The organism is Loktanella fryxellensis, assembly GCF_900110065.1.
GTDB lineage: Bacteria > Pseudomonadota > Alphaproteobacteria > Rhodobacterales > Rhodobacteraceae > Loktanella > Loktanella fryxellensis.
The window spans coordinates 34,121-57,013 of the sequence record NZ_FOCI01000020.1; the positions used below are offsets into that span (position 1 = coordinate 34,121).

The following is a 22,893-nucleotide window of genomic DNA, read 5'->3' on the forward strand; positions in this document are numbered from 1 at the left end:
ACGCCCCGCCCATCGTCGCCCGTGCTGCCTCATCGGCTGGTCGCTGCCCCCGATCCGTCCTATCTGCTGGCCGACCCCCAGCGCCCCCGCCGCGAGGAGAGCCTTCGTGACCGCCACACCCGCAGCCCCGCCGCCGTCGCCGTTCTCGGTGCCGATCTTCCGCGCGATCTGGTTCGCGTCGATGTCGTCGAACTTCGGCGGGCTGGTGCAGGCGGTGGGTGCGTCATGGCTGATGACGACGCTCACCACCTCGCCGCAGCAGGTGGCGCTGGTGCAGGCGTCCACCGCGCTGCCGATCATGCTGTTCTCGCTGACCGCGGGTGCCATCGCCGACAACCTCGACCGGCGCAAGGTCATGCTGATCGCGCAGTTCTACATGGTCGCGGTGTCGCTGTTGCTGGCGTGGTGTGCCTGGGCGGGCGTGCTGACGCCGTGGGGCCTGCTGGGCTTCACCTTCGCCATCGGCTGCGGCACGGCGCTGAACAATCCCGCGTGGCAGGCCAGCGTCGGCGACATGGTGCCCCGCGCCGCCCTGCCGGGGGCAGTGGCCCTGAACTCCATGGGGTTCAACATGGCACGGTCGGTGGGGCCCGCCATCGGCGGGGCCATCGTCGCCGTCGCGGGGGCGGCGGGCGCGTTCCTGACCAACGCGCTGAGCTATGTCGGCCTGATCGTCGTGCTGCTGCGCTGGCATCCGGTGCGCGCGCCGCGCACCCTGCCGCGCGAACACATCGCCACGGCGATGCTGGCAGGGCTGCGCTATGTCGCCATGTCGCCCAACCTGTGTGTCGTGATGGCGCGTGCCGCCCTGTTCGGGGCCGCCGCCGCCGCCCTGCCCGCCCTGATGCCGGTCGTGGCGCGCGATCTGATCGTGGGCGGGCCGCTGACCTATGGCATCCTGCTGGGCGCGTTCGGCATCGGCGCTGTGGCGGGCGCGCTGTCCAGCGGGCGCCTGCGGGCGCGGCTTTCGACCGAGGCGATCGTGCGCGTCGCCACGCTCGTCCTTGTCCTGGGCGGCATCGGCACGGCGCTGTCACACACGCTGATCCTGACGCTGCCCGCGCTGATGCTGGCGGGGTCAGGCTGGGTGCTGGCGCTGTCCACCTTCAACGTGACCGTGCAGCTGTCCACCCCGCGCTGGGTCGTGGGGCGGGCGTTGTCGCTGTATCAGATGGCGGCGTTCGGCGGGCTGGCGGCGGGCGCGTGGACCTTCGGCGCGATCGCCGAGGCGCAGGGCGTCACCCGCGCCCTTCTCGCCGCTGCCGCGCTGCAGGCGGTGGGCGGCCTGCTGGGGCTGGTGCTGCCCCTCCCCCGCAGCGGCGATGCGGATCTGGAACCGGCGGGGCACATGACCGCACCCGCGACGACCGTGCCCGTCGATGCCCGGTCCGGCCCCATCGTCATCACGGTGGAACACCGGGTCGCGGCGCACAACAGCACGGCCTTTGTCGCCGCGATGAACGAGCGTCGCCGCATCTGTCGCCGGGACGGCGCGCGGCGCTGGACCCTGCTGCGCGATCTGGCGGACCCCGACCTGTGGGTGGAACGCTATCACGTCGCCACGTGGCTGGAATACGTCCGCGACCGCCAGCGCCGCACCCGCGCCGACCAGCAGAACCACGACCTGATCCAGTCGCTGCACATCGACGGCCACGCCCCGCGCGTCCACCGCTTCATCGAACGTCCCGTCGGCTCCGCCACCTACGACCCGGTGGCCGAGGTGCAGGCGACCGAGGATGCGCTGACCGATCCCACCCGCGCGAACTGACGTGCACCGATGCAGGGGCCGGTGTGCGGCCCTTGGATAAGTTGATCCACGTCATATTTGCCCGTCTCACGTTTCAAGAAACCGTCAGGACCTCCCATGACCACCAACACCCTGTTCCGCCCCTTCACGTACAAGGGGCTCGACCTGCCCAACCGCATCGTCATGGCCCCCATGACCCGGTCGATGGCACCGGAGGGCATCCCCGGCCAGCCGCAGGTCGATTACTACGCCCGCCGCGCCGCCGCCGATGTGGGTCTGATCCTGACCGAAGGCACCGTGATCGACCGTCCCGCGTCGCGCAACACCGCCGGCATCCCGTTCTTCCATGGCGACGCCGCGATGGCTGGCTGGCGTGACGTGGCATCGGCCGTGCACGCCAAGGGCGGCAAGATCGCGCCGCAGATCTGGCACACGGGATCGACACGTGGCGGAAAGTGGGAGCCCGCGGCGCCCGTCGAAAGCCCCTCCGGCCTCGTCGGCCCCGGCGAGCCGCGCGGCAACACGATGACCGACGCCGACGTGGCCGACACCATCGCGGCCTTCGCGAAATCCGCGCGTCTGGCGCAGGAAGCCGGCTTCGACGCGGTCGAGGTGCATGGCGCGCACGGCTATCTGATCGACCAGTTCTTCTGGTCCGGCACCAACCTGCGCGACGATTCCTACGGTGGCCCGACCATCAAGGACCGCTCGCGCTTCGCCGCCGAGATCGTCAAGGCGATCCGGGCCGAGGTCGGTCCCGACTTCCCGCTGATCCTGCGCGTCAGCCAGTGGAAGCAGCAGGACTACACCGCCCGTCTGGCCACCAGCACGTCCGAGATGACCGACTGGCTGTTGCCGCTGGTCGAGGCTGGCGTGGATATCCTGCACTGTTCACAGCGCCGCTTCTGGGAACCCGAATTCCCGGAAGTTGACGGCGAAGAGGGTCTGAACTTTGCCGGTTGGGCGAAAAAGCTGACGGGTGCGCCGACGATCAGCGTGGGCTCCGTCGGCCTGAACTCCGACTTTAGCGGCGCGTTCGCGGGTGAATGGTCCAAGGCCACGCCGCTGGACCGTCTGACCCGGCGGATGGAGCGTGACGAGTTCGACCTGATCGCCGTGGGCCGCGCCCTGCTGGCGGACCCCGCGTGGGTGTCCAAGGTCCGCGAAGGCTGCATGGACGAGTTGAAGGATTTCGACGCCGCCGCGCTGAAGACCCTCGCCTGAGCCTTGCCAAAGGGGGGGCCTTTCCGGGCCCCCCTACCCCAGCAGGAACGGGATCAGCGCATCCGCCACGGCCTCTGGCCGTTCCAGGGGCGCGAAATGCCCCGCCTCTTCGATCACCACCAGCCGCGCATCGGGCAGCAGCGCCTGCATCGCTTCATGCTGCGCGACAGGGCTGAACGCGTCCTGACGCCCTACCATCAGCAGCACCGGACAGGCGATCTGCCCAAGGTAGCTCCGTGCATCGGGCCGGTTCACCAGCGCCGCGATCTGCCGCGCGTGGCTCTCCGGCGTCTGCCGCAGCACCATCGCCGTTAGCGCATCCATCAGCCCGAAATCGCCGTGCCTGCCCGGATGCACCATCTCCGGCAACCAGCGGTCGCACAGCGCCTGCATCCCGTGATCCCGCGCCAGCGCCACCAGCGCCTCGCGCACCGGCAACTCGCCTGCCGCCAGAGGATGCACGCCTGTGTCGAGCAGCGCCAGACGCGCGATCCGGTCGGGGGCCAGACGGGCCATTTCCAACGCGACGCGCGCGCCCATGGAATGGCCCGCCACCCGCATCCGGCCAGCCGACAGCGCAAGGCAGTCGTGCGCCATGTCGGTCAGATCATCCTGCGTGGTCAGATCGGCCACCACGCCGTCAGCGCCGATCGCATCGACGAAGGGCACCCACACCGTGCGGTCCGACAGCAGGCCGGGGATCAGGACGATGGTATCGCCAGTTGTCGGGGCGGTCATACGGCGGTCAGGTCGAAATCGGCGGCGATCAGCGCGGCCTTGTCCACCGGACCCAGCGCCATCCGCTTGCGCGCCTGCATGTGGGTGCGGGCGGCATTCACCGTCTCCACCGCCGACAGCCGGTTGCCCGCAAACCGCCAGACGCTGCCGTCGGGGCCGGTCACGGCGTCGTCCTGCGGCGTGGCCAGTCCCGCGATCTGCAACTTGGCATCCGCCTGATCGGACCAGAACCACGGCACGGCGGCATAGGCGTCATCCGCCCCGCCCACCAGACGCCGCGCGATCAGACGGGCATGGTCGGTGGCGGCCTGCACGCTCTCCAACCGCACGGGGCGCTGCGTGACCGGATCGGGGAACACCGCGCAATCCCCCAGCGCGGAAATCGCGGAGTCCGACGTGCGCAGTTGCGCATCCACGACGACGCCGTTCGCCACGTCCAGACCCGCATCCCGCGCAAGGCTGTCGTTGGGCACCACACCGGCGGCCAGCAGCACGATGTCGGCGGCGATCGCGGTGCCGTCGCGCAATAAGATCCCGTCGTCCGTCACTTCGGTCACCAGCGCATCAAGGTGCAATTCAGTGCCTAATCCCCTGTGCAGAGCCGCAAATCGGTCCGACATCTGCGGCGACAGCACACGCGCCATCAGGCGGGGTGCGGCCTCGGCCACCGTCACGTCGTGCCCCAGTCCGGCCGCAACGGCCGCGAATTCCAGCCCGATGAAACCGCCACCGATCACCGCGCAGCGTTTGGGGCTGTCGAGTGCACCCCGCAGCCGCACCGCGTCGTCCAGCGTGCGCAGGTCCAGCGCCCGCGCAAGACCGGGAATCGGCGGGCGGAGGTTGCGCGTCCCGGAGGCGAGGATCAGGTGATCATAGGGCCACGCCTGCCCGCCTGCATGAACCATCCGCGCAAGCCGGTCGATCCGGTCGATCCACACGCCCGTCACCAGCGCGATGTCCGCCGTGTCATAGAACGCCGCGGGCCGCAGACGCAGCGCCTCGGCATCGCCGGACTTGAGGTAGGCCTTGGACAAGGGCGGGCGCTGATAGGGCAACCCGTCCTCGGCACCGATCAGGGTGATCGACCCGGCAAAGCCGTCCTGCCGCAGGCTGATGGCGGCCTGCAGACCACCCTGCCCCGCCCCCACGATGACGATCCGTTCCAGCATGTGCAGTCCCTCGAAACCCTGCCGCAGGGTCTGTTTACAGCCCGGCCACTCCATTCCACGCCCGGTCGGTCGCGACTGTGCCGCCTTGTCGAAAGTCATAGCCGCCGATGCGTGCATCCTCCAGCACCAAACGGCAGCAAGACCTGCGACGCGGTGCCTGTCCAAGTGAAACATTCCCCCCTAGACTGGGCACGACCAACCGGAACTGCACAGCCTGACCGCCACCGCACCACCCTGCCGCATCAACTGTGCCATGCTTGGGCAACGCAGCCTCCGGCAATGATGAAAGATCATTATATGATTGTTAGTAAAGGATAATACATGGACGCCAGCGTCTTTCACGGCACCATCCCCGCCCTGTTGACCCCACTGACCCCCGACCGGCAGCCCGATCTCGACGCCCTCGTGCAGACCGGGCAAGAGATGATCGCGGCGGGCATGTCCGGCGTGGTCTATTGCGGGAGCTGCGGCGACTGGCCCCTGCTGACGGATGCACAGCGGATGGACGGGGTCGCGCGCCTGACCGACGCGGGGGTGCCGGTGGTCGTGGGCACGGGTGCGGTCAATTCGGCCACGGCGGTGGCCCATGCTGCGCATGCGCAGTCCATCGGCGCGGCAGGCCTGATGGTCATTCCCCGCGTGCTGTCACGGGGGGCGTCGGCTGCGGCGCAGGCGCACCACTTTGCCGCGATCCTGAACGCGGCGCCGGACGTGCCGGCGATCATCTACAACAGTCCCTATTATGGCTATCAGACCCGCGCCGACCTGTTCTTTGCCCTGCGCGACGCGCATCCGAACCTGATCGGGTTCAAGGAATTCGGTGGGGCGTCCGACCTGACCTATGCCGCCGAACACATCACGTGCCGCGACGACGATGCGATCCTGATGGTCGGCGTGGATACCGAAGTCTACCACGGCTTCGTCAACTGCGGCGCGGTCGGTGCGATTACCGGCATCGGCACGATCTTTCCGGCGGAAACCCTGCTGCTGGTCGCCCTGTCGCGCCGCGCCGCCGCTGGCGATGCAGAGGCCGACCTGCGCGCGCGGGAGTTGTCGCAGGCCTTCGCCGTGCTGGCCGCCTTCGACGAAGGCGTCGATCTCGTCCTCTACTTCAAGCACCTGATGGTGCTGAAGGGGCACGAGGCGTACCGCCGCAACGTCTATGAGACGGACGCATTGTCGGCGTCGCAGGCGGGATTTGCCACGGCGCAGTTCCACAAGTTCAACGCTTGGTTCGCAGACTGGTCGCGACACCTTGCGACGGGTCGCGGCACGGCGGCGTGACCGACACATGCAGGTCATAGACAGCCACACGGGCGGCGAGCCGACGCGCACGATCCTGTCCGGCGGTCCCGATCTGGGCGCCGGGCCGCTCGCGCTGCGGGCACAGCGGCTGGCGCGGGATCACCGGGCCCTGTGGCGGGCGATCCTGCTGGAACCGCGCGGACAGGTGGCGATGGTCGGGGCGTTGCTGGTGCCGCCCGTCGATCCGACCTGCGTGACAGGCGTGATCTTCTTCGACGTGGCCGCGGTGCTGGGCATGTGCGGTCACGGCACGATCGGGGTCGCCGTGACGCTGTTCCATGCAGGGCGGATCGGTGTCGGCCAGCACCGGTTCGAGACGCCGGCGGGCGTCGTCACCGTCGATCTGCTGGACGCCCACACCGTCACCGTCACCAACATCGAAAGCCGCCGGACACAGGCCGACGTGACGGTGGACGTGCCCGGGATCGGGCGCGTGACGGGCGACGTGGCTTACGGCGGCAACTGGTTCTTCCTCGTCGATCCCAGCCCGCTGCCAGTTGCGCCGGACAACATCACCGCGCTGACGCGGGCCACCATCGCCATGCGCATGGCATTGGCCGACGCCTGCGTGGCAGGCAACGACGGCAGCGCCATCGACCACGTGATCCTCTATGGTCCAGCCGACGCGGCGGGCTTCCACAGTCGCAATTTCGTCCTGTGTCCCGACGACGCCTATGACCGCTCGCCCTGCGGCACGGGCAGTTCGGCGCGGCTGGCCACGCTGGCAGCGCGGGGCCTGTTGGCACCGGGTAAGGAGATCGTACAGGAAAGCGTGATCGGATCGACCTATCGGCTGTCCTATGCCCCCGGCGCGGCGGGCGGCGTGATCCCGCGGATCACCGGGCAGGCGCATGTGATGGCCGAAAGCCGCCTGATCTTCGACCCCGCCGACCCGTTCCGCGAGGGCATCGCGCCATGAGCGACATCGTCGTGATCGGCGCGGGCGTGGTCGGCGTGACCACGGCGCTGGCCCTGCAGACCGAGGGGCACAGCGTCCGCCTGATCGATCGGGGCGAGGTCGGGATGGCCACGTCGCGGGGCAATGCCGGGGCGTTCGCTTTCGCCGATATCGAGCCATTGGCGACCCCCGGCGTCATGCGCCGCGCACCACGGTTCCTGTTGGACCCGCTGGGGCCGCTGTCGATCCCACCGGCACAGGCGGTGCGGATGATCCCGTGGCTGTGGCGGTTCTGGCGTGCCAGCAGGCCGCAACGCCATGCCGCCGCCGTGGCTGCACAGGCGAGCCTGATGGACATATCGCGGACGGCGCTGGACGATCTGATCGCCGCCGTGAATGGCGAGCCGCTGATGCGGCGCGAAGGGCAATTGCAACTCTACGAAGGTGAGCCTGCGTTCCGCGCCAGCCTGCCGGGCTGGGACCTGCGCCGCGCGCATGGCGTGGCGTTCGATCTGCTGGACGGCGCCGAGGCGATCACCGAGATCCAGCCGGGGCTGTCGCCACGCTTCACCCACGCGGGCTTCGTGCCCGCGTGGATGAACACGACCGACCCGTTCGCGTGGGTGCAGCATCTGGCGCAGGCCTTTGTCGCGCGCGGTGGCACGATCGCACGGCATTACGTGCAGGCGCTGGTGCACGGCGCCGATGGCGTCACGGTGAAGACCGCGACCGGCCCGTTGACCGGCGCCCGCGTCGTCGTGGCGGCTGGCGCGTGGTCGCACCAGCTTGCGCGCACGCTGGGCGACCGGGTGCCGCTGGATACGGAACGCGGCTACAACGCGACCTTCGCGGCGGGCGGCACGGCGCTGCACACGCATCTGACGTTTCCGGACCACGGTTTCGTCGTCACCCGGATCGGCGACGGGGTGCGGGTCGGCGGCGCGGTGGAGCTTGGCGGCCTCGACCGCGCGCCTGACTGGCGGCGTGCCGACGTGCTGGCGGACAAGGCGCGGGCGTTCCTGCCGCTGCTGACCTTGCGCGATGGCGTGCGCTGGATGGGCTGCCGTCCGTCCACACCGGACAGCCTGCCGATGATCGGCCATGCCCCCCGATCGGACCGCGTCACCTATGCCTTCGGCCACGGCCATCTGGGGCTGACGCAGGCGGCCGGCACGGCGCAGCTGGTGGCCGATCTCGTGGCGGGGCGCGCGCCGGGGATCGACCTGACGCCCTTCGCTGCCACGCGATTCCGCTGAAACCTTACCGGATGGGTGGGGTCGTTGCCACCTGGCAATGAGGTGGAAATCGTAGCGTCGCCAGTGACTTACAGCGGATTCGCCTCTGCGAACTTGCGGAAGAACGCGAGATAGGCGCGGTCGGGATCGTCGGGCTTGCCCTTGGTCCGCGACCAGGTGCGCCACTCGCTCTCGATCTGGTAGATGTCATAGCCGGGAAAGCGCATCCGCGCCGTCTCGTAGGTCTGGGTCTGCAGCGCGTCGCCCTTGACATCGAGCCAGCCGGGACGGGGGCGCAGGGTCGGGGCGGGTGCGGGCTCCGCCGCCTTGACCCGCCGCCCGGTGCTGGCGAAGGACAGCGCGCGCGCCGCCTCTCCGGTCGCGTCGCCGTCCTTGCGCCACCAGCGCAGCTCCACATGCGTCACGCTGCGCGCGGTCTTGATCGGCGCGATCTCCACCTGGTAGTCGGACAGGGCGCACACCTCGGCCACGGCGGGGTCGATGGCCCGCAGGCGCAGGTTCGACCATGACGTCAGCTTGCCCTTCGGCACGCCGAGCACGCCGCGGATCGCGTCGAGGGTGAAGGTCTCCGACGACTTCCAGCGCAGGTTGCCGCGTTTCTGGACCATCTCGTACAGGGTCAGGGCGTATTTCGACGACAGGGCGAACATCACCTCGCGCTGCAGGCGCGCGAAGACGGTGGAGTTGCCGATCACCTTGCGCAGGCGGGCGGGGATCTCGTATTCGAACAACCCGTCGCTGCGCGCCGCCTCGACGTTGCCGCCCAGCAGCTGCACACGCTCGACCGCGGGCTTGCCGTCCCACATCACGTCCATCTTGACGATGGCGGACATGAGCCGTTCGATGGACTCGCCGATGCGGTCGTTGGAGTTGTGACTGCCGCGCAGGTCGGATTTCGCGATCACGTGCATCACCGGCTTGTCGATGGCGTCCCAGGCATTTTCCAGAAGCTGGTTGTAGATCCGCCGGTCGGTCAGGGTCAGGGGCGTCACCTCGATCAGGTCCACCAACTCGCCCGGCTTGATGAGGGTGTCGGCGGTGGGCCGGGCGTCGATCGTGCGGTAAGAGGGTGTCACAGGTTTCGCCATGATGCCGAATCGCGCCTTTCCCTACGTGGCTGACTTACTTTTGTAGGTTGCGGCGTGTAAGTCAACAGACCAGCGGCGGGCGACCGGTCACCCGAAATGTAAGCGGCTGAGCGGGTCGGGGGTCAAGGTCACAGCGGGAAAGGCGATGAAAACAGCGCCTTGGGCACTCCCCGATTCGCACCCCGGCGCCCCACCCGAAACGTAAGGATTCACCCACCCGACAGGTATCGCCAGCCCACCCGAAACGTAACGCCAGCCCACCCATGACGTAAGCCGAACGATCCCGAAACGTAAGCCATAAGGAACTTTGCGCGTTGCGGGGCAGGGGGATTGATGCCCTGAACAGATGAACACGAGAATCCAGAACAGGCAGGGGGTTTTTATGATTTGGATGTTTATCGAGGTCCGATCGCCGGCGTCGCACACAAATTGGGTCCGAACCCCCGCAACCGCCCCGCTAGAACCGTACCCGACGGCACCGTGCCCCCTTTCCCGCACCTTCGGGCTCATCCGCTCAAGGTGCGGTTTTTCGGATATCCCCGAGTCAATTCCGAACATATACTCGGCGCAGTTCAACCCACGCCAAGAGGGGCCGACATGAGCATACCACAGGACTACCCCGTCGGTCTGGACGAGATCGATGCCATCGCCACGCGGGCGGGACGCGTCATCGAGAAGCTGCGCACGGCCGTCTTTTCCCCCGGCACGCAGAAGACCCTCGACGTGACGTTCAACGTCCGCACTGCGGCCGAGATGTGTGGTCGGACGGAAAAGGCGATCCGCGATGCGGAGGGCGACGGGCGTCTGCCGGAGCCTGCGAAGGACGACCAGACCGGGCGGCGCACGGGCTACGCGCTGGAGGATGTGAACCGGATGCGCGCGGTGTTCGGCACGCTGCCGCACCGGGCAGCGACGGACCCGGCGATGGTCCTGGCCGTGCAGAACTTCAAGGGCGGCGTCGGCAAATCCACGGTCGTGGTGCATCTGGCGCAGTATCTGGCGCTGAAGGGCTACCGCGTCTGCGTGATCGACTGCGACAGCCAGGCGTCCACAACTAGCATCTTCGGCCTGAACCCGGATGTCGACGTGGACGAGGACGAAGATACGCTTTATCCGTTCTTTCGCCACGGCGGGCCGGCGACGCTGCACTACGCGCTGCGCGCGACCTGCTGGCCGGGGATCGCCATGATCCCGGCGAACCTCGGCCTCTACGACGCGGAATACGAGTTCGCGGCGCGCATGGTGCGCGAACAGGACTTCGTCCTCGACCGCCTGCGCGACGGGATCGCCACCATCGCGGACCAGTTCGACGTGATCCTGCTGGACCCGCCGCCGGCGCTCGGCATGATCTCTCTGTCGGTGCTGCGCGCTGCGACCGCCATCGTCGTGCCGGCACCGCCGAACAACATCGACTTCGGATCGACCGCGCATTTCTTGCGGATGATGTCGTCGACGCTGGGCGAGCTTGCGCAACACGGGGGTGCGCGCGGGTATCATTTCGTCAAGATCCTCGCCACCAAGATGAACGACCAGAAAAGCGCGCATGGGGCGATCAAGCGGATGATGGACGCGGTCTTTCCGCAGGACATGCTGAACGCGGTGCTGAAGGACAGCGCCGAGATCGACAATGCGGCGGCCAATCTGATGACCGTCTACGAATTGACCGGGGCCGCCACGCGGACCGAGACCCACAAGCGCTGCCGCGTCTACCTCGACGCCGTGGGGCGAGAGATCGAGACCGAAATCCGCAAGACCTGGCCCAGCCATCTGCCCGGTTTGCGCAAGGAGGGTGTGCTGTGAACAAGAAACACGATGCGCTGTTCGACGACGTGCTGAAGGGTCTGGATACCGACCCTGGCGAGGTGGAGGCCGAGCGTGGTCAGACCCGATTCCTGAAACGCTCGACCGCCATGAGCGAACAGGTCGCGGGGGCGCGTCAGGAAAAGGTGATGCGCCTTGTCGATCCGGCGACCTGCGTGATGTGGGCGGGGCATAACCGCGCCTACGACCTGCTGACGCCCGACAACTGTGCCGACCTGATCGAAGGGTTGAAGGCGCAGGGCCAACAGGAGTTTCCCGCCATCGTGCGGCGACTGGACGGCGACGGCGCGGAGTTCGAGGTGATCTGCGGGGCGCGTCGCCATTTCGCCGTCAGCTGGCTCCGCGCCAACAACTACCCCCAGTTCCGCTATCTCATCGAAGAGCGTGTGCTAACCGACGAGGAAGCCTTCCGCCTTGCGGACATCGAGAACCGCGACCGCGAGGACATCTCGGATTACGAGCGCGCCCGTGATTATGCCCGCGCGGTGGACGCGTATTACGGCGGCAAGCAGACGCTGATGGCGGACCGCCTGCAGGTGTCGCCGGGATTCCTGTCGCGGTTCCTGCAACTCGCCCGGCTGGAGCCGGAGATCGTCGCGGCCTTTCCCGGAATCCGCGACATCAAGGAGCTTCACGCGCGTCAGTTGCGCCCCCTGATGGCAGAGGCCGAGGCGCACAGCCGCGTCATCGCCGCCGCCCGCGCCATCGCCGAGAGTGGCGAGGGGCTGACGGCGGCCGAGGTGGTCAACCGCCTGAAGGCCGCCGGCAAGCCCCCGGTGAGGCGCAAGGCGCTGGATACCTACTACAAGCATCCCGACGGCAACGTGCGCCTGTGCAAGAAGGGCGCCGTCGTGGCGCTGGAATTCCAGCAAGCGCTGTCTGAACGTGCGCTGCGCAGTGCCGTCGATGCCTATCTGAAGGACCGCAAGGCGAAGTGATTGCCATGTGGCAACACCGGATTTAATCCAACTGCTGCAATGTTTTGGAAGGGTCGGCGCCACGGGGTGTCGGCCCTTTTTTTATGTCTTGGACCCGGCGTGTAGAGCGAAAAAACGGGCGTCCGGTAGGTTCGCGCTTGTGCCCGCACGAATTCTGACTAAAACGCTTTATAAATCCAGACTGATTCACTCAACATTGGAAGCGCCATGACCAAAGCCCGCCCGATCCTCCGCAATCCCTGGCTTGTGGGCTGCACCGCACTGACGCTGTTGCCGGCGGCCACGATGGCGCAGGAGGCGGCGCCGGACCTGTCTACCGTTTGTCGCCGATCATCGTGACCGCCGACGTGGCACTGGACGACGATGCGCGGTCCGTCGTGGCGCAGGAGTTGTAGACGGGCGGCAAGGTGGCGACCAGCATCCGCGACACGCCGGCCTCCGTCTCCGTCGTGACGGCGGAGGAGATCGTGCAGCGCGACGCCGACACGCTGGAGACGGTGCTGAACTACACCCCCGGCGTTCACACCGATTACTACGGCTCCGACGACCGCAACGACTACGTGCTGATGCGCGGGTTCCAGGCGACCAGCTATCGCGACGGGCTGACGCTGGGGTCGATGCGCGACGTGCGAGAGGACCCCTTCGCCTATGCCAGGGTCGAGGCGATCCGCGGTGCGAATTCCACCCTGTTCGGCGTGTCCGATCCGGGCGGGTCGATCAACTTCGTCAGCAAGCAGCCGCAGTTCGAGCGGTTCGGCGAGGTCTATTCCACGGTTGGGTCCGACGACCACGGCGAGGTCGGCGTGGATGTCGGCGACGTGCTGAACGATCAGGGCACGCTGGCCTATCGCCTCACGGCCCGCGTCCAGCGGGCGGACCGCGAGTATGCCACGGGTCGCGACGACGGATCGCTGCTGATGGGCGGCCTGACCTGGGCGCCGACGGACGCCACGGCGGTGACTGTGGTGGTGGACCGGCTGCAGCGGGACACGACGCCGAACAGCGGCGGCTATCCGATAGAGGGTGAGTTCGACCGCGAACTATTCTTCGGATCCCAACCAGAACGACCAGGACACGGATCGGACCAGTGCCACGGTGCTGGCGCACCACGACGTGACCGACGCGCTGCAACTGCGCGCCAACCTGCGGTATTCCGCCCTGACCGACGGGTTCGGCTATGTCTATCTGGCGGAAGGGACGGGGCCCGACGGCACGATCTACAACCGCGCCTATTTCGGTCAGGACCGCGACGTGCGGGAACTGGTCGGCAACGTCATCCTGCAATACGACGCGCAATTCGCGGCCTTCGACAGCAGCACGCTGGCGGGGATCGAATTCAACGACGGGCAAAGCGACGTCACGGCGGCCTTCGGTGCAGCCAGCCCCATCGACATCGCGAACCCGGTGAACGGCCCGGATGCGGTCCCCGCGACCTATCTGGACGAGACGCGGGATGCGCTGACGCGCTCGGCCTTCGTCCAGCAGAACCTGTCGTTCGACGACCGGATCATCGCCACGGTGGGCCTGCGCCGCGACTGGCTGGAGCTGGAGACGACGTCGCGGCTGACGGGGCAGACGGCGCAGGCGGACTACGCCGAAACCTCTTGGCGCGGCGCGCTGACCTACAAGGTCAGCGACGCGCTGTCGGTCTATGGGTCCTACGTCGAATCCGTCGCACCGCCCAGCATTGGGGTGGAGCCGGAGCGGGGCTCGCAATACGAGGTCGGCGTGAAATACGAGCCCGCCGGCGTGAACGGCATCGTGTCGGCCGCGGTGTTCGACCTGACCAAGGACAACGTCAGCGCATCCGTGGTGCAGGGCGACGGCACCATCCGGCAGCAGCTGATCGGCGCCTACCGCGCCCGCGGGTTCGAGGTCGAGGGCAAGGCGGAACTGACCGACTCGCTGGAGGTGATCGCGGGCTATTCCTACATCGACACGGAGGTGGAGCGCGGCACCGCACGGGGCGTCGACGTGACCGGCGACACCTTCGGCACGGTGCCCACGCATACCGCATCGGTCTGGGTCAACTACACGCAGCCCGCGGGCGAGGTGCTGAACGCACAGACCTTCGGCGGCGGCGTGCGGTATGTCGGCGACTACTTCTACGGCATCCCGAACGAGGGCAAGTCCGACGCGGCGCTGCTGGTCGATGCGTCCTACGGCTATGCGCTGGAGGAGGACGCGGAGGTCACCGTGAACGTGTCGAACCTGTTCGACGAACAGCACGTGGTCGGGGCAGGGACCGCCAACTACTACAACCCCGGTCGCAGCATCGCCGTCACCCTGCGGCAAAGCTGGTGAGCCCTTTGTCCCCGACAGGATCGCCCGCCATGACACACCCCACGCTCATCGCCGCCGTCTGCCTGACCCTGCTGGGGCAGGGGGTGCTGGCACAGGATTATCCGCAGACCATCGTGCATGCCTTCGGCACCACGGTGCTGACTGCGAAACCCGAACGCATCGCCACCGTCGCCTGGGCCAACCACGAGGTGCCGCTGGCCTTGGGTGTCGTGCCCGTCGGAATGGCGGCGGCGAAATTCGGTGACGACGATGGCGACGGGCTGCTGCCCTGGGTCGTCACGGCGCTGGACGACCTGGGTGCCGATGTGCCGGTGCTGTTCGACGAAGGCGACGGCATCGACTTCGAAGGCGTCGCGGCGACGGACCCGGACGTGATCCTCGCGGCCTATTCGGGGCTGAGCCAGTCCGACTACGACACGCTCAGCCAGATCGCGCCCGTCGTGGCCTATCCCGACCAGCCCTGGGCCGCCGACTGGCGCGAGATGATCCGCCTGAACGCGGCGGGCATGGGGATGGTGGCGGAAGGCGACGCATTGATTGCGGAGCTGGAAGGCCAGATCGCGGCGGAGGTCGCCGCATACCCCGTCCTGCAGGGCAAGACCGCGATGTTCGTCACCCATGTCGACGGCCGCGACCTGAGCACGCTGTCGTTCTACACCGCCGCCGACACGCGGGTACGCTTCTTCGCCGATCTCGGGCTGGGCCTGCCGCAGGCGGTGCGGGATGCCTCTGCCGACGGCACGTTCTCGGCGCAGGTGAGTGCGGAGCGGATCGACGATTTCGCCGATGCGGACATCGTGGTGAACTATGGCGGCGTCGATCTGGTGGACGCGATGACGGCCAATCCGCTGACGGCGCGGATGGCGGCGGTACAGACCGGATCGGTCGTGCTGCTGGGCAACGATCCCATGGGCACGGCGGCCAATCCGACGCCGCTGTCGATTCCCTTCGTCCTTGACGATTACGTGGCGCTGCTGGCGGATGCGGCCAGCCGCACAGAGTGACCAGCGCTGCGATCATGTCGCCACTCCAGCTGACCCGTGCGGGTTGGCTGGGTGTCGCCTGTGCCGCGCTGGTGCTGGTGGCGGCGCTGTCGGTGACGGTCGGCACGCGCGCCGTGGGCTGGGCCGACATCGGGGCCGCCCTGACGGGGCGGACCGAGACCATCGGTCAGGCGGCGGTGAACCTGCGTCTGCCGCGCACGGTGCTGGCGCTGCTGGCGGGCGCGGCACTTGGCGTGGCGGGTGCGGTGATGCAGGGCGTGACGCGCAACCCGCCGGCCGATCCGGGGCTGCTCGGCGTGAATGCTGGTGCGGCACTGGCCGTGGTCACCGGCATCGCGTGGTTCGGGTTGAGCGGGTCGCAGGCCACGATCTGGACCGGCATCGGCGGGGCGGCAGTCGCGTCCGCCTTCGTCTATGCGGTGGGGTCATTGGGGCAGGGGGGTGCCACGCCGCTGAAGCTGACGCTGGCGGGGGCGGCCACATCCATCGCGGCGGCGTCGTTCACGCTGGCGCTGGTGCTGGGACGCAACGATGTGGCGGGGTCCGTGCAGGCGTGGCAGGTGGGCGGCGTCGGTGGCGCGAGCATGGCAGCCATCGCACCGATGCTACCGTTCCTGATGGTCGGCCTGCTCGCGGCATGGGCCACTGCGCGGCATCTGAACATGCTGGCACTGGGGGACGACACCGCCAGCGCCTTCGGTGTCCGCGTCGTCTGGGCGCGGGGCACGGCGCTGGCGGCGGCTGTGGTGCTGTGCGGCGTGGTCACGGCGGTTTGCGGGCCGATCGGGTTCCTCGGCCTCGTGGTGCCGCACCTGTGCCGCCTACTGATGGGCGTCGATCACCGGTGGCTCTTGCCCGCCAGCGCCGTCGTCGGCGCTGGCTTGCTGACGCTGGCCTACGTGGCGGGCCGCATCGTGGCGCGCCCGTCCGAGGTGGACGTGGGCATCGTCACCGCCCTGATCGGCGCACCCGTGTTCATCGCGATCTTGCGCCGCCAGCGGTTGCGCGGGCTGTGAGCGTCGTCTTGCTCCACCCGGCGCGCCCGCTGGCGTGCCTGCTGGCCGATCTGCGCAGGCGGCAGGTGCGGCGGGGCCGGGCCGTCGTCGCGGGCCTGCTGGCGCTGCTGCTGGCGTTGGCGGTGCTGACGTTGTGCGTCGGTCAGGACGTGACGCCACCGGGCGAGGTGCTGCGCGTCCTGCTGGGGCAGGCGGAAAGTTTCACGGTCACCACCCTGCGCGGGCCGCGCCTCGTGCTCGGCGTGCTGGCGGGACTCTGCTTCGGCCTTGGCGGTGCGGCGTGTCAAGTGCTGCTGCGCAACGCGCTGGCGAGCCCCGACATCATCGGGATCGGCGCTGGCAGCGGGGCGGCTGCGGTGTTCGGGATCGTCGTGCTGGGGCTGTCGGGCGGGCGGCTGATTCTGACCGGCATCGGCGTCGCCGCGATGCTCGGCAGCGTCACCGCGTGGCTGTTGCTCAATGCGCCTGCGTGGAGCCTGCAGGACGCCCTGCGCTGGCTGACCGGCAGCCTGAACGGCGCGCAGCTGGATCAGGCGGGGCCGCTGGTCGCGGCACTGGCGCTGTGCGGCGGCGCGCTGCTGGCGCTGAGCCGGGACATCGCGACGCTGTCGCTGGGCGACGACAAGGCCAGCGCCCTCGGGGTTCGACTGGGCCGCGTGCGGGTCGCCACGATCCTCTGCGTCGTGGGGCTGGTCGCGGTGGCGACGGCGGCGGTGGGGTCGATCGCCTTCGTCGGCTTCCTCTCGGCGCCCATCGCGGCGCGGCTGGCGGGGCCGGGGCGGTCGCCGCTGATCCCCGCCGCACTGGTGGGGGCGGTGCTGGTGGTGGGGGCGGATTTCGCGGGGCAGGTGCTGTTGCCGCATCGCTATCCTGTGGGCGTCGTGACGGGCGCGCTCGGTGCGCCGTTCCTGCTGGGGCTGATCGTGCGGATGAACCGCGGGGGGCGCACGTGACCGACATCATGCAGGCTGCGGGGCTGGGCGCCGCCTATGGCGAGCGCACGGTGCTGGAGGGGCTGGACCTGGAGATTCCGAAGGGGAAGATCACCGCCATCGTCGGCGCCAATGCCTGCGGCAAGTCCACGCTGCTGCGCACCTTCTCTCGCCTGCTGGCGCCCGCGCGGGGGCAGGTGCTGCTGGACGGGGCGGATATCCACCGGATGCCGCCGAAGGTGCTGGCGCAGCGCCTCGGCCTCTTGCCGCAGCAGCCGGTGGCCCCGGATGGCATCACCGTCGCCGATCTGGTCGGGCGCGGGCGGCATCCGCATCACGGGCTGTTCAGCCGCTGGACGCCCGCCGACGACGCGGCGGTGGCGCAGGCGCTGGCGGCGACCGGCACCACGGATCTGGCGGCGCGCGACATCGACGCCCTGTCCGGCGGACAGCGGCAGCGCGTCTGGATCGCCATGGCGCTGGCCCAGCAGACCGAGGTGCTGCTGCTGGACGAGCCGACGACCTTCCTCGACATCGCGCACCAGATCGAGGTGCTGGACCTGCTGGTCGACCTGAACCGGGCGCGCGGCACCACTATCGTGATGGTGCTGCACGACCTGAACCTGGCCGCGCGCTATGCCGACCGGATCGTGGCGCTGGCGGACGGGCGGCTGCACAGCGCGGGGACACCGGCAGAGGTGCTAACGGTGGACATGGTGCGGGCGGTCTTCCGCCTCGACTGCCGGATCATGGCAGACCCCGCGTCGGGGCGGCCGATGATGCTGCCGCACAGCCGGCACGATCCCGGCGCGCAACACACCTCATTGGCGCGGGCGGACCGCGCGACACTCAAGGACAGGACCTGACATGGATATCTTGAACGTACTGACCGCGCAGATGCAGGCGCTGATCGACGTGGGCGGGATCGCGATGATCCCGATCGTGGCCCTGTCGGTCGCCACCGTCGGCATCATCCTGTGGAAGGTGTGGCGCATGCTGCGCGGCGGGGCCTGGTCCGGTGGCCGCACCCGGCGCGCGGTGGACCAGTGGTGCGCGGGGCAGGGCGATGCGATGGCCACGCTTGGCACGTCGCGTACCCAGCGCGCCCGCGTGGCGCGGGTCGCCATGCAAAGCGCCACCGACCCTGCCCTGACCGACGCCGCGGCGCGGGAGGAGACCGCCCGCGTTGCCCGCGCGGCACTGGAGGAAGGCCGCAGCGGTCTGCGCGCGCTGGAGCTGATCGCCACCATCGCGCCCCTGCTGGGGCTGCTCGGCACCGTGCTGGGCATGATCGGCGCGTTCCAGGCGCTGCAGCAGGCGGGCGTCCGCGCCGATCCCGCCGCCCTCGCCGGTGGCATCTGGGAGGCGCTCCTGACCACCGCCGCCGGCATGGCCGTGGCGATCCTCGCCTCCGTCGGGCTGTCGTGGTTCGAGAGCGTGAACGACCGCCTGCGGTTCGATCTGGAGGATGCGGCGACGCGGATCTTCCTCGCCCGCACCGCGCCCGACGCGGCATTGGCGGCCTGAGATGTTCGACCTTTCCACCCCCCGCACGCGGCGCAAGCCGAGCCTGACGCCGATGATCGACGTGGTGTTCCTGCTGCTCGTGTTCTTTATGCTGGCCGCGCGCTTCGGCCTCGACACCACCCTGCCGCTGGTGGTGGCGGGAGGTGGCGTCGCCTATGACGGCCCGCTGCGGCTGGTCGAGGTGGGGGCGGAGGCGCTGACGCTGAACGGCGTCGCGGTGACGCCCGAAGGCTTGGCTGCGCGGCTGGCGGCGCTGACCGACGGCCCAGACGACATGATCGTGCTGCGCCCCGCCGCCGCCACCGACCTGCAGCGGGTGGTCGACGTGATGGGCGTGCTGCAGGCCGCAGGCTTCGCCCGCGTCGTGCTGGTGGAGGCGTCGTGACCTTCGACCTGCCCCCCCGCCGCACCCCCCCGGAAAGAATCGTGCCGATGATCAACGTGGTGTTCCTGCTGCTGATCTTCTTCCTGATGACCGCCCAGATCACCGCCCCCGATCCTGTCGCCGTCACGCCCCCCGTGGCCGCGAGCGACACGCCGGCCGAGGGCGAGGCGACTCTGTTCGTCGGTGCCGACGGCGTGCCGGCCTACCAGGAGGCGCGCGGCGATGCGGCAATCGCCGCCGTGCTGGCGCAACTGGGCGTGCGCCTGACGATCAAGGCGGATGCCGCGATGCCCGCCACGGCGTTGGCAGCACTGCTGCCGCGACTAGCGCCGGGCGACTTCGCCGACATCGCGCTGATCACGGGTGCGCCATGAGCAAGGTGGTGGAGCGGGCGGTGTTCGGCGCGGTGGCGCTGGGGCTGCATCTTGGCGCGCTGTCGGCGGTCCAGATGCAGCCCGCAGGCGCGCAGGGCGGGGCGGGTAACGGTGGCGACGCGATGATCTCGCTCGCCGCCGTGGACGGCACCGTGGCCGAGATGGTCGCCGACTGGGACCGCCCGCCGGTGCTGTCTCCGCCGCCAGCCCCCGTCATGCCGCCGCCGGTGGTGGAGGCGGCACCGCTCGCGACCACGCCGCCAATCGCCCCGGCGGCGGTGACCGCGCCCCAGATGCCGAGCCTGCCACAGATGCCGGTGCCCGACACCGACGCGCCAGCCTTGCCCGCCGCCGTGACCGAGGCACCGCCGCCGCCGGAGCCCGAACCGACATTCGCCCCCGTGGTCACGGCGCGTCCCGTCGAACGTCCCGACCGGCCCGCGCCGGAGCCGGAACCCGTGCCCGAACCCGTCCGACAGGCCGAGGCTCCACCGGAGCGTCAGGCAGAACCGCAACCGCAGGCGCAATCGCAACAGGCCCAACCCGGCCAGCGCGCGGCGGGGCAGGGCGGTGGGGCCGTGGCGGGCAACGCAGGCACCAGCGAAGCGGCATCGGCCGGCCCTGCGGCGCGGTCCAGCCTGATGGCGGACTGGGGCGGCACGATCCGGTCTCGGATCGAACGGCGCAAGTCCTATCCCCGCGCCGCCGGGGGTGCGACGGGCACCGTGCAGGTGGCGATCCGCGTGGGCGGCGACGGGCGCCTCGTGGGGCTAGGTCTGGCCGGATCGTCAGGCAACGCCGCCCTCGATCAGGCGGCGCTGGATGCGGTGCAGCGCGCCGGATCGTTCCCGGCGGCCCCTGCGGACCTCGGCGCGGGACCGCATGATTTCACCCTGCCGATGAGCTTCGGCGGCTGACGCCTCAGGCGGCGTTCAGCCTTGCATAGGCCCCGTCCGCCGCCATCAGGTCGTCGTGGCGACCGATCTCCACGATCCGTCCGCCGTCCATCACCGCGATGCGGTCGGCGTTCCGGATCGTGCCCAGCCGGTGCGCGATCACCAGCGTGGTGCGCCCGACCGACAGCGCCTCCAACGCCGCCTGAATCTGCCGCTCCGTCTGGGTGTCGAGGGCGGAGGTCGCTTCGTCCAGGATCAGGATCGGCGGGTTTTTCAGGAACGCGCGGGCGATGGCGACGCGCTGCTTCTGGCCGCCCGACAGGGTGACGCCGCGTTCGCCGACGACCGTATCCAGCCCCAGCGGCAGGCCCGCGATCATCTGGGTCAGCTGCGCTTGGGCTGCGGCATGCACGATTTCGTCCGGGGTCGCGTCGAGGCGGCCATAGGCGATGTTTTCGCGCAGCGTGCCGCCGAACAGGAACACGTCCTGACTGACGATCCCGACCTGACGGCGCAGGCTGGACAGGGTCATGTCGCGGATGTCGATGCCGTCGATGCGGATGGTCCCGGCCTGCGGGTCGTAGAACCGGGGCACGAGGGCCAGAAGCGAGGTCTTGCCCGCCCCGGAGGGTCCGACGAGGGCCAGCGTCTCTCCCGCGCGGATGTCGAGCGTGATGTCCTGCAACACGGGCGCATCCGGGCCATAGGCGAAGGCCACGCCGTCGAACTGCACCGCGCCCTTCAGCGGCGGGGCAGGCTGCGCGCCGGGGCGGTCGGCCACGTCCGGTTCCGTCGCCAGCAGGTCGAGGTAGCGGCGAAAGCCCGCGATGCCGCGTGGATAAAGCTCCATCACCGTGGCGATCTTGTCGATGGGGCGAAAGAACACGCCGACCAGCAGCAGGAACGCCACGAACCCGCCTGTCGTCAGGCTGCCCTGCAGCACGAAGAGCGCACCGGCCACCATCACGACGATCTGGATCATCCGCATGCCCATGTAGTTCAGCGACGACGACGCGGCCATCGTGCGATAGGCGAGCAGCTTCGTCTCGCGGTAGCGGGCGTTGTCGCGGGCGAACAGCGCCTGTTCGTGATCCTCGTTGGCAAAGGCCTGCACGACGCGGATGCCGCCGACGTTCTCTTCCAGCCGCACGTTGAAATCGGCGACGCGGGCATAGATCGCCTGCCACGCCGCCGTCATGCGCCCGCCGAAGATCGTGACGATGGCGATGCTGGCGGGCACGATGACGGCGGTGATGAGCGCGAGGTCCGTGTTGATCGTCGTCATCAGCAGGAACGCCCCCACGAAGGTCATCACGGCGATGAACAGATCCTCCGGTCCGTGGTGGGCGACCTCGCCGATCTCCTCCAGATCGCGCGTGACGCGGGACACGAGTTTGCCGGTGCGCTGTTTGTCGAAGTACGAAAACGACAGCTTCTGCAGATGCGCAAAGGCGCGGCGGCGCATTTCCGTCTCGATGTTGATGCCCAGCATGTGACCCCAGTAGATGACGATCGCCATGAGGCCGGTGTTCAGCAGATAGACCAGCAGCAGGCCTATCGACACGATGAGCGTGAGCCACAGGTCACCCTGTGGCAGGAGCACGTCGATGAACCCCTTGATTGCCAGCGGAAAGGCGAGTTCCAGCAGCCCCGACAGCACGGCGCAGCCGAAGTCGAGCCAGAACAAGCCCGTCCACGGACGGTAGTAGGCGTAGAACTGGCGCAGCATGGGCGTGACACTCGCGGACCGGGGGGCGGGCCGCAGGGGCCTGTGGGTGGCACACTACTTTTGTCGGGATTGCAAAGGCAAGGGCGGTGCCGGATCACGGGGCGAAGGGCGGTTTCACATTCTTCTTGGCGCATTTGCGCAAGTACGCGGGCAACCAGTGACGATAGCGCCCCAGCACCGTCTGCTGGTGGCGCAGCAGGGTGACGAAGGCCGCCTGATGGTCGGGCTTGCGCAGGGTCTTGAACATCTTCTTCTGCGTCTTCGTCATGGCGCAGCCGATGCAGTGCCCGTCGCGGGTTAACTTGCAGACCGAAATGCAGGGGCTCGGGATCTTCTTCAACGGACCTCTCCTGTCGCAAGGGGACAGGTTGGAACGCGCACAGGGCCGGTCGGGTTCGCCGGGGTGACGCAGGGTCCGGCAGACTTGCCCGACCCTGCATGCGCAACTCAGCCCACCGCGATGGCCCTTACGTCGTCGTCCACGTGGGTGAGGTATTTTTCGAAGTTGTCGGCGAACATGGCGACGAGTTTCTTCGCCGCCG

At 68.9% G+C, this 22,893-nt stretch carries 22 protein-coding genes and 1 pseudogene; 17 read left to right on the forward strand and 6 right to left on the reverse strand.

Features of this window, described 5'->3' with window-relative positions; all coding sequences use genetic code 11:
- The first annotated feature begins 106 nt into the window (after positions 1 to 106).
- Together BMX16_RS13455 and BMX16_RS13460 are read left to right on the forward strand one after the other, a co-directional pair.
- Complete coding sequence (locus tag BMX16_RS13455) at positions 107 to 1,768, forward strand: MFS transporter (protein ID WP_245731558.1); 1,662 nt, start codon at positions 107 to 109, stop codon at positions 1,766 to 1,768.
- Between the two features lie 96 nt (positions 1,769 to 1,864).
- Positions 1,865 to 2,971, forward strand: coding sequence for an NADH:flavin oxidoreductase (locus BMX16_RS13460; RefSeq protein ID WP_089904596.1), 1,107 nt, complete (start codon positions 1,865 to 1,867; stop codon positions 2,969 to 2,971).
- A 33-nt stretch (positions 2,972 to 3,004) separates the two neighbouring features.
- Here the strand turns inward: BMX16_RS13460 and BMX16_RS13465 are convergent, their stop codons facing one another.
- Both BMX16_RS13465 and BMX16_RS13470 read right to left on the reverse strand, forming a co-directional pair.
- On the reverse strand, positions 3,005 to 3,709 hold the full coding sequence (locus BMX16_RS13465; RefSeq protein ID WP_089904599.1) for an alpha/beta fold hydrolase: 705 nt from the start codon (positions 3,707 to 3,709) through the stop codon (positions 3,005 to 3,007).
- Positions 3,706 to 4,878 carry an NAD(P)/FAD-dependent oxidoreductase gene (locus BMX16_RS13470; RefSeq protein WP_089904655.1) on the reverse strand — a complete coding sequence of 391 codons (1,173 nt, stop codon included), beginning with the start codon at positions 4,876 to 4,878 and terminating at the stop codon, positions 3,706 to 3,708. The genes BMX16_RS13465 and BMX16_RS13470 overlap by 4 nt, the downstream gene beginning before the upstream one ends.
- 321 nt (positions 4,879 to 5,199) lie before the next feature.
- On the opposite strand from BMX16_RS13470, the gene BMX16_RS13475 reads away from it, so the two are divergent.
- From BMX16_RS13475 to BMX16_RS13485, 3 genes are read left to right on the forward strand one after another with little or no spacing between them, the layout of a single operon-like run.
- Entirely contained in the window at positions 5,200 to 6,162 is a 963-nt protein-coding gene (locus BMX16_RS13475) for a dihydrodipicolinate synthase family protein (protein ID WP_089904603.1), read from the forward strand.
- Positions 6,163 to 6,169: 7 nt separating this feature from the next.
- The gene (locus tag BMX16_RS13480; protein ID WP_089904606.1) at positions 6,170 to 7,102 is read left to right on the forward strand and encodes a 4-hydroxyproline epimerase; all 933 of its coding nucleotides are present in this window, start codon (positions 6,170 to 6,172) and stop codon (positions 7,100 to 7,102) included.
- Complete coding sequence (locus BMX16_RS13485; RefSeq protein ID WP_089904608.1) at positions 7,099 to 8,337, forward strand: NAD(P)/FAD-dependent oxidoreductase; 1,239 nt, start codon at positions 7,099 to 7,101, stop codon at positions 8,335 to 8,337. The genes BMX16_RS13480 and BMX16_RS13485 overlap by 4 nt, the downstream gene beginning before the upstream one ends.
- Before the next feature lie 68 nt (positions 8,338 to 8,405).
- Here the strand turns inward: BMX16_RS13485 and BMX16_RS13490 are convergent, their stop codons facing one another.
- Entirely contained in the window at positions 8,406 to 9,425 is a 1,020-nt protein-coding gene (locus BMX16_RS13490) for a replication initiation protein (RefSeq protein WP_089904611.1), read from the reverse strand.
- Between the two features lie 597 nt (positions 9,426 to 10,022).
- On the opposite strand from BMX16_RS13490, the gene BMX16_RS13495 reads away from it, so the two are divergent.
- On the forward strand, positions 10,023 to 11,225 hold the full coding sequence (locus tag BMX16_RS13495; RefSeq protein ID WP_089904614.1) for an AAA family ATPase: 1,203 nt from the start codon (positions 10,023 to 10,025) through the stop codon (positions 11,223 to 11,225).
- Positions 11,222 to 12,184, forward strand: a complete 963-nt coding sequence (locus BMX16_RS13500; RefSeq protein ID WP_218139890.1) for a ParB/RepB/Spo0J family partition protein — start codon at positions 11,222 to 11,224, stop codon at positions 12,182 to 12,184. The genes BMX16_RS13495 and BMX16_RS13500 overlap by 4 nt, the downstream gene beginning before the upstream one ends.
- A 313-nt stretch (positions 12,185 to 12,497) precedes the next feature.
- Here the strand turns inward: BMX16_RS13500 and BMX16_RS18015 are convergent, their stop codons facing one another.
- Positions 12,498 to 12,671 (reverse strand): hypothetical protein, encoded by a 174-nt coding sequence (locus BMX16_RS18015; protein ID WP_245731559.1) that lies wholly within the window; start codon positions 12,669 to 12,671, stop codon positions 12,498 to 12,500.
- Here BMX16_RS18015 and BMX16_RS18020 point away from each other — a divergent pair.
- From BMX16_RS18020 to BMX16_RS17350, 10 genes and pseudogenes are all read left to right on the forward strand, one after another.
- Positions 12,652 to 12,837, forward strand: a pseudogene (locus tag BMX16_RS18020) (TonB-dependent receptor plug domain-containing protein); the annotation flags it as partial. The gene BMX16_RS18015 and the pseudogene BMX16_RS18020 overlap by 20 nt on opposite strands.
- 370 nt (positions 12,838 to 13,207) lie before the next feature.
- Entirely contained in the window at positions 13,208 to 14,488 is a 1,281-nt protein-coding gene (locus BMX16_RS18025; protein WP_245731562.1) for a TonB-dependent receptor, read from the forward strand.
- 29 nt (positions 14,489 to 14,517) lie between these two features.
- Complete coding sequence (locus BMX16_RS13510; RefSeq protein WP_089904617.1) at positions 14,518 to 15,492, forward strand: iron-siderophore ABC transporter substrate-binding protein; 975 nt, start codon at positions 14,518 to 14,520, stop codon at positions 15,490 to 15,492.
- Positions 15,493 to 15,506: 14 nt separating this feature from the next.
- On the forward strand, positions 15,507 to 16,508 hold the full coding sequence (locus BMX16_RS17805) for a FecCD family ABC transporter permease (RefSeq protein WP_089904662.1): 1,002 nt from the start codon (positions 15,507 to 15,509) through the stop codon (positions 16,506 to 16,508).
- Positions 16,505 to 17,461, forward strand: a complete 957-nt coding sequence (locus BMX16_RS13520; protein WP_245731563.1) for a FecCD family ABC transporter permease — start codon at positions 16,505 to 16,507, stop codon at positions 17,459 to 17,461. The genes BMX16_RS17805 and BMX16_RS13520 overlap by 4 nt, the downstream gene beginning before the upstream one ends.
- A gap of 8 nt (positions 17,462 to 17,469) precedes the next feature.
- A complete protein-coding gene (locus BMX16_RS13525) occupies positions 17,470 to 18,306 on the forward strand; it encodes an ABC transporter ATP-binding protein (protein WP_089904666.1) in 837 nt (278 codons plus the stop codon).
- A gap of 1 nt (position 18,307) precedes the next feature.
- Positions 18,308 to 18,967, forward strand: coding sequence for a MotA/TolQ/ExbB proton channel family protein (locus tag BMX16_RS13530; protein ID WP_089904619.1), 660 nt, complete (start codon positions 18,308 to 18,310; stop codon positions 18,965 to 18,967).
- Position 18,968: 1 nt separating this feature from the next.
- Positions 18,969 to 19,352 carry an ExbD/TolR family protein gene (locus BMX16_RS13535; RefSeq protein ID WP_089904622.1) on the forward strand — a complete coding sequence of 128 codons (384 nt, stop codon included), beginning with the start codon at positions 18,969 to 18,971 and terminating at the stop codon, positions 19,350 to 19,352.
- Entirely contained in the window at positions 19,349 to 19,726 is a 378-nt protein-coding gene (locus BMX16_RS13540; protein WP_245731564.1) for an ExbD/TolR family protein, read from the forward strand. Before BMX16_RS13535 ends, BMX16_RS13540 begins: the two co-directional genes overlap by 4 nt.
- A complete protein-coding gene (locus BMX16_RS17350) occupies positions 19,723 to 20,643 on the forward strand; it encodes a TonB family protein (protein ID WP_143058037.1) in 921 nt (306 codons plus the stop codon). The genes BMX16_RS13540 and BMX16_RS17350 overlap by 4 nt, the downstream gene beginning before the upstream one ends.
- A gap of 4 nt (positions 20,644 to 20,647) precedes the next feature.
- Here the strand turns inward: BMX16_RS17350 and BMX16_RS13555 are convergent, their stop codons facing one another.
- Both BMX16_RS13555 and BMX16_RS13560 read right to left on the reverse strand, forming a co-directional pair.
- Positions 20,648 to 22,351, reverse strand: coding sequence for an ABC transporter ATP-binding protein (locus BMX16_RS13555; protein ID WP_089904633.1), 1,704 nt, complete (start codon positions 22,349 to 22,351; stop codon positions 20,648 to 20,650).
- Positions 22,352 to 22,445: 94 nt separating this feature from the next.
- Positions 22,446 to 22,691: a DUF1289 domain-containing protein gene (locus tag BMX16_RS13560; protein ID WP_089904636.1), complete on the reverse strand. Its 246-nt coding sequence runs from the start codon at positions 22,689 to 22,691 to the stop codon at positions 22,446 to 22,448.
- Positions 22,692 to 22,893: the final 202 nt, after the last annotated feature.

Excerpts from the sequence above, each read along its gene's own strand:
- BMX16_RS13460 (WP_089904596.1), top strand. The coding sequence starts at position 1,865 with ATGACCACCAACACCCTGTTCCGCCCCTTCACGTACAAGGGGCTCGAC.
- BMX16_RS13465 (WP_089904599.1), bottom strand. The coding sequence starts at position 3,709 with ATGACCGCCCCGACAACTGGCGATACCATCGTCCTGATCCCCGGCCTG.
- BMX16_RS13470 (WP_089904655.1), bottom strand. The coding sequence starts at position 4,878 with ATGCTGGAACGGATCGTCATCGTGGGGGCGGGGCAGGGTGGTCTGCAG.
- BMX16_RS13475 (WP_089904603.1), top strand. The coding sequence starts at position 5,200 with ATGGACGCCAGCGTCTTTCACGGCACCATCCCCGCCCTGTTGACCCCA.
- BMX16_RS13480 (WP_089904606.1), top strand. The coding sequence starts at position 6,170 with ATGCAGGTCATAGACAGCCACACGGGCGGCGAGCCGACGCGCACGATC.
- BMX16_RS13485 (WP_089904608.1), top strand. The coding sequence starts at position 7,099 with ATGAGCGACATCGTCGTGATCGGCGCGGGCGTGGTCGGCGTGACCACG.
- BMX16_RS13490 (WP_089904611.1), bottom strand. The coding sequence starts at position 9,425 with ATGGCGAAACCTGTGACACCCTCTTACCGCACGATCGACGCCCGGCCC.
- BMX16_RS13495 (WP_089904614.1), top strand. The coding sequence starts at position 10,023 with ATGAGCATACCACAGGACTACCCCGTCGGTCTGGACGAGATCGATGCC.
- BMX16_RS13510 (WP_089904617.1), top strand. The coding sequence starts at position 14,518 with ATGACACACCCCACGCTCATCGCCGCCGTCTGCCTGACCCTGCTGGGG.
- BMX16_RS17805 (WP_089904662.1), top strand. The coding sequence starts at position 15,507 with ATGTCGCCACTCCAGCTGACCCGTGCGGGTTGGCTGGGTGTCGCCTGT.
- BMX16_RS13525 (WP_089904666.1), top strand. The coding sequence starts at position 17,470 with ATGCAGGCTGCGGGGCTGGGCGCCGCCTATGGCGAGCGCACGGTGCTG.
- BMX16_RS13530 (WP_089904619.1), top strand. The coding sequence starts at position 18,308 with ATGGATATCTTGAACGTACTGACCGCGCAGATGCAGGCGCTGATCGAC.
- BMX16_RS13535 (WP_089904622.1), top strand. The coding sequence starts at position 18,969 with ATGTTCGACCTTTCCACCCCCCGCACGCGGCGCAAGCCGAGCCTGACG.
- BMX16_RS17350 (WP_143058037.1), top strand. The coding sequence starts at position 19,723 with ATGAGCAAGGTGGTGGAGCGGGCGGTGTTCGGCGCGGTGGCGCTGGGG.
- BMX16_RS13555 (WP_089904633.1), bottom strand. The coding sequence starts at position 22,351 with ATGCTGCGCCAGTTCTACGCCTACTACCGTCCGTGGACGGGCTTGTTC.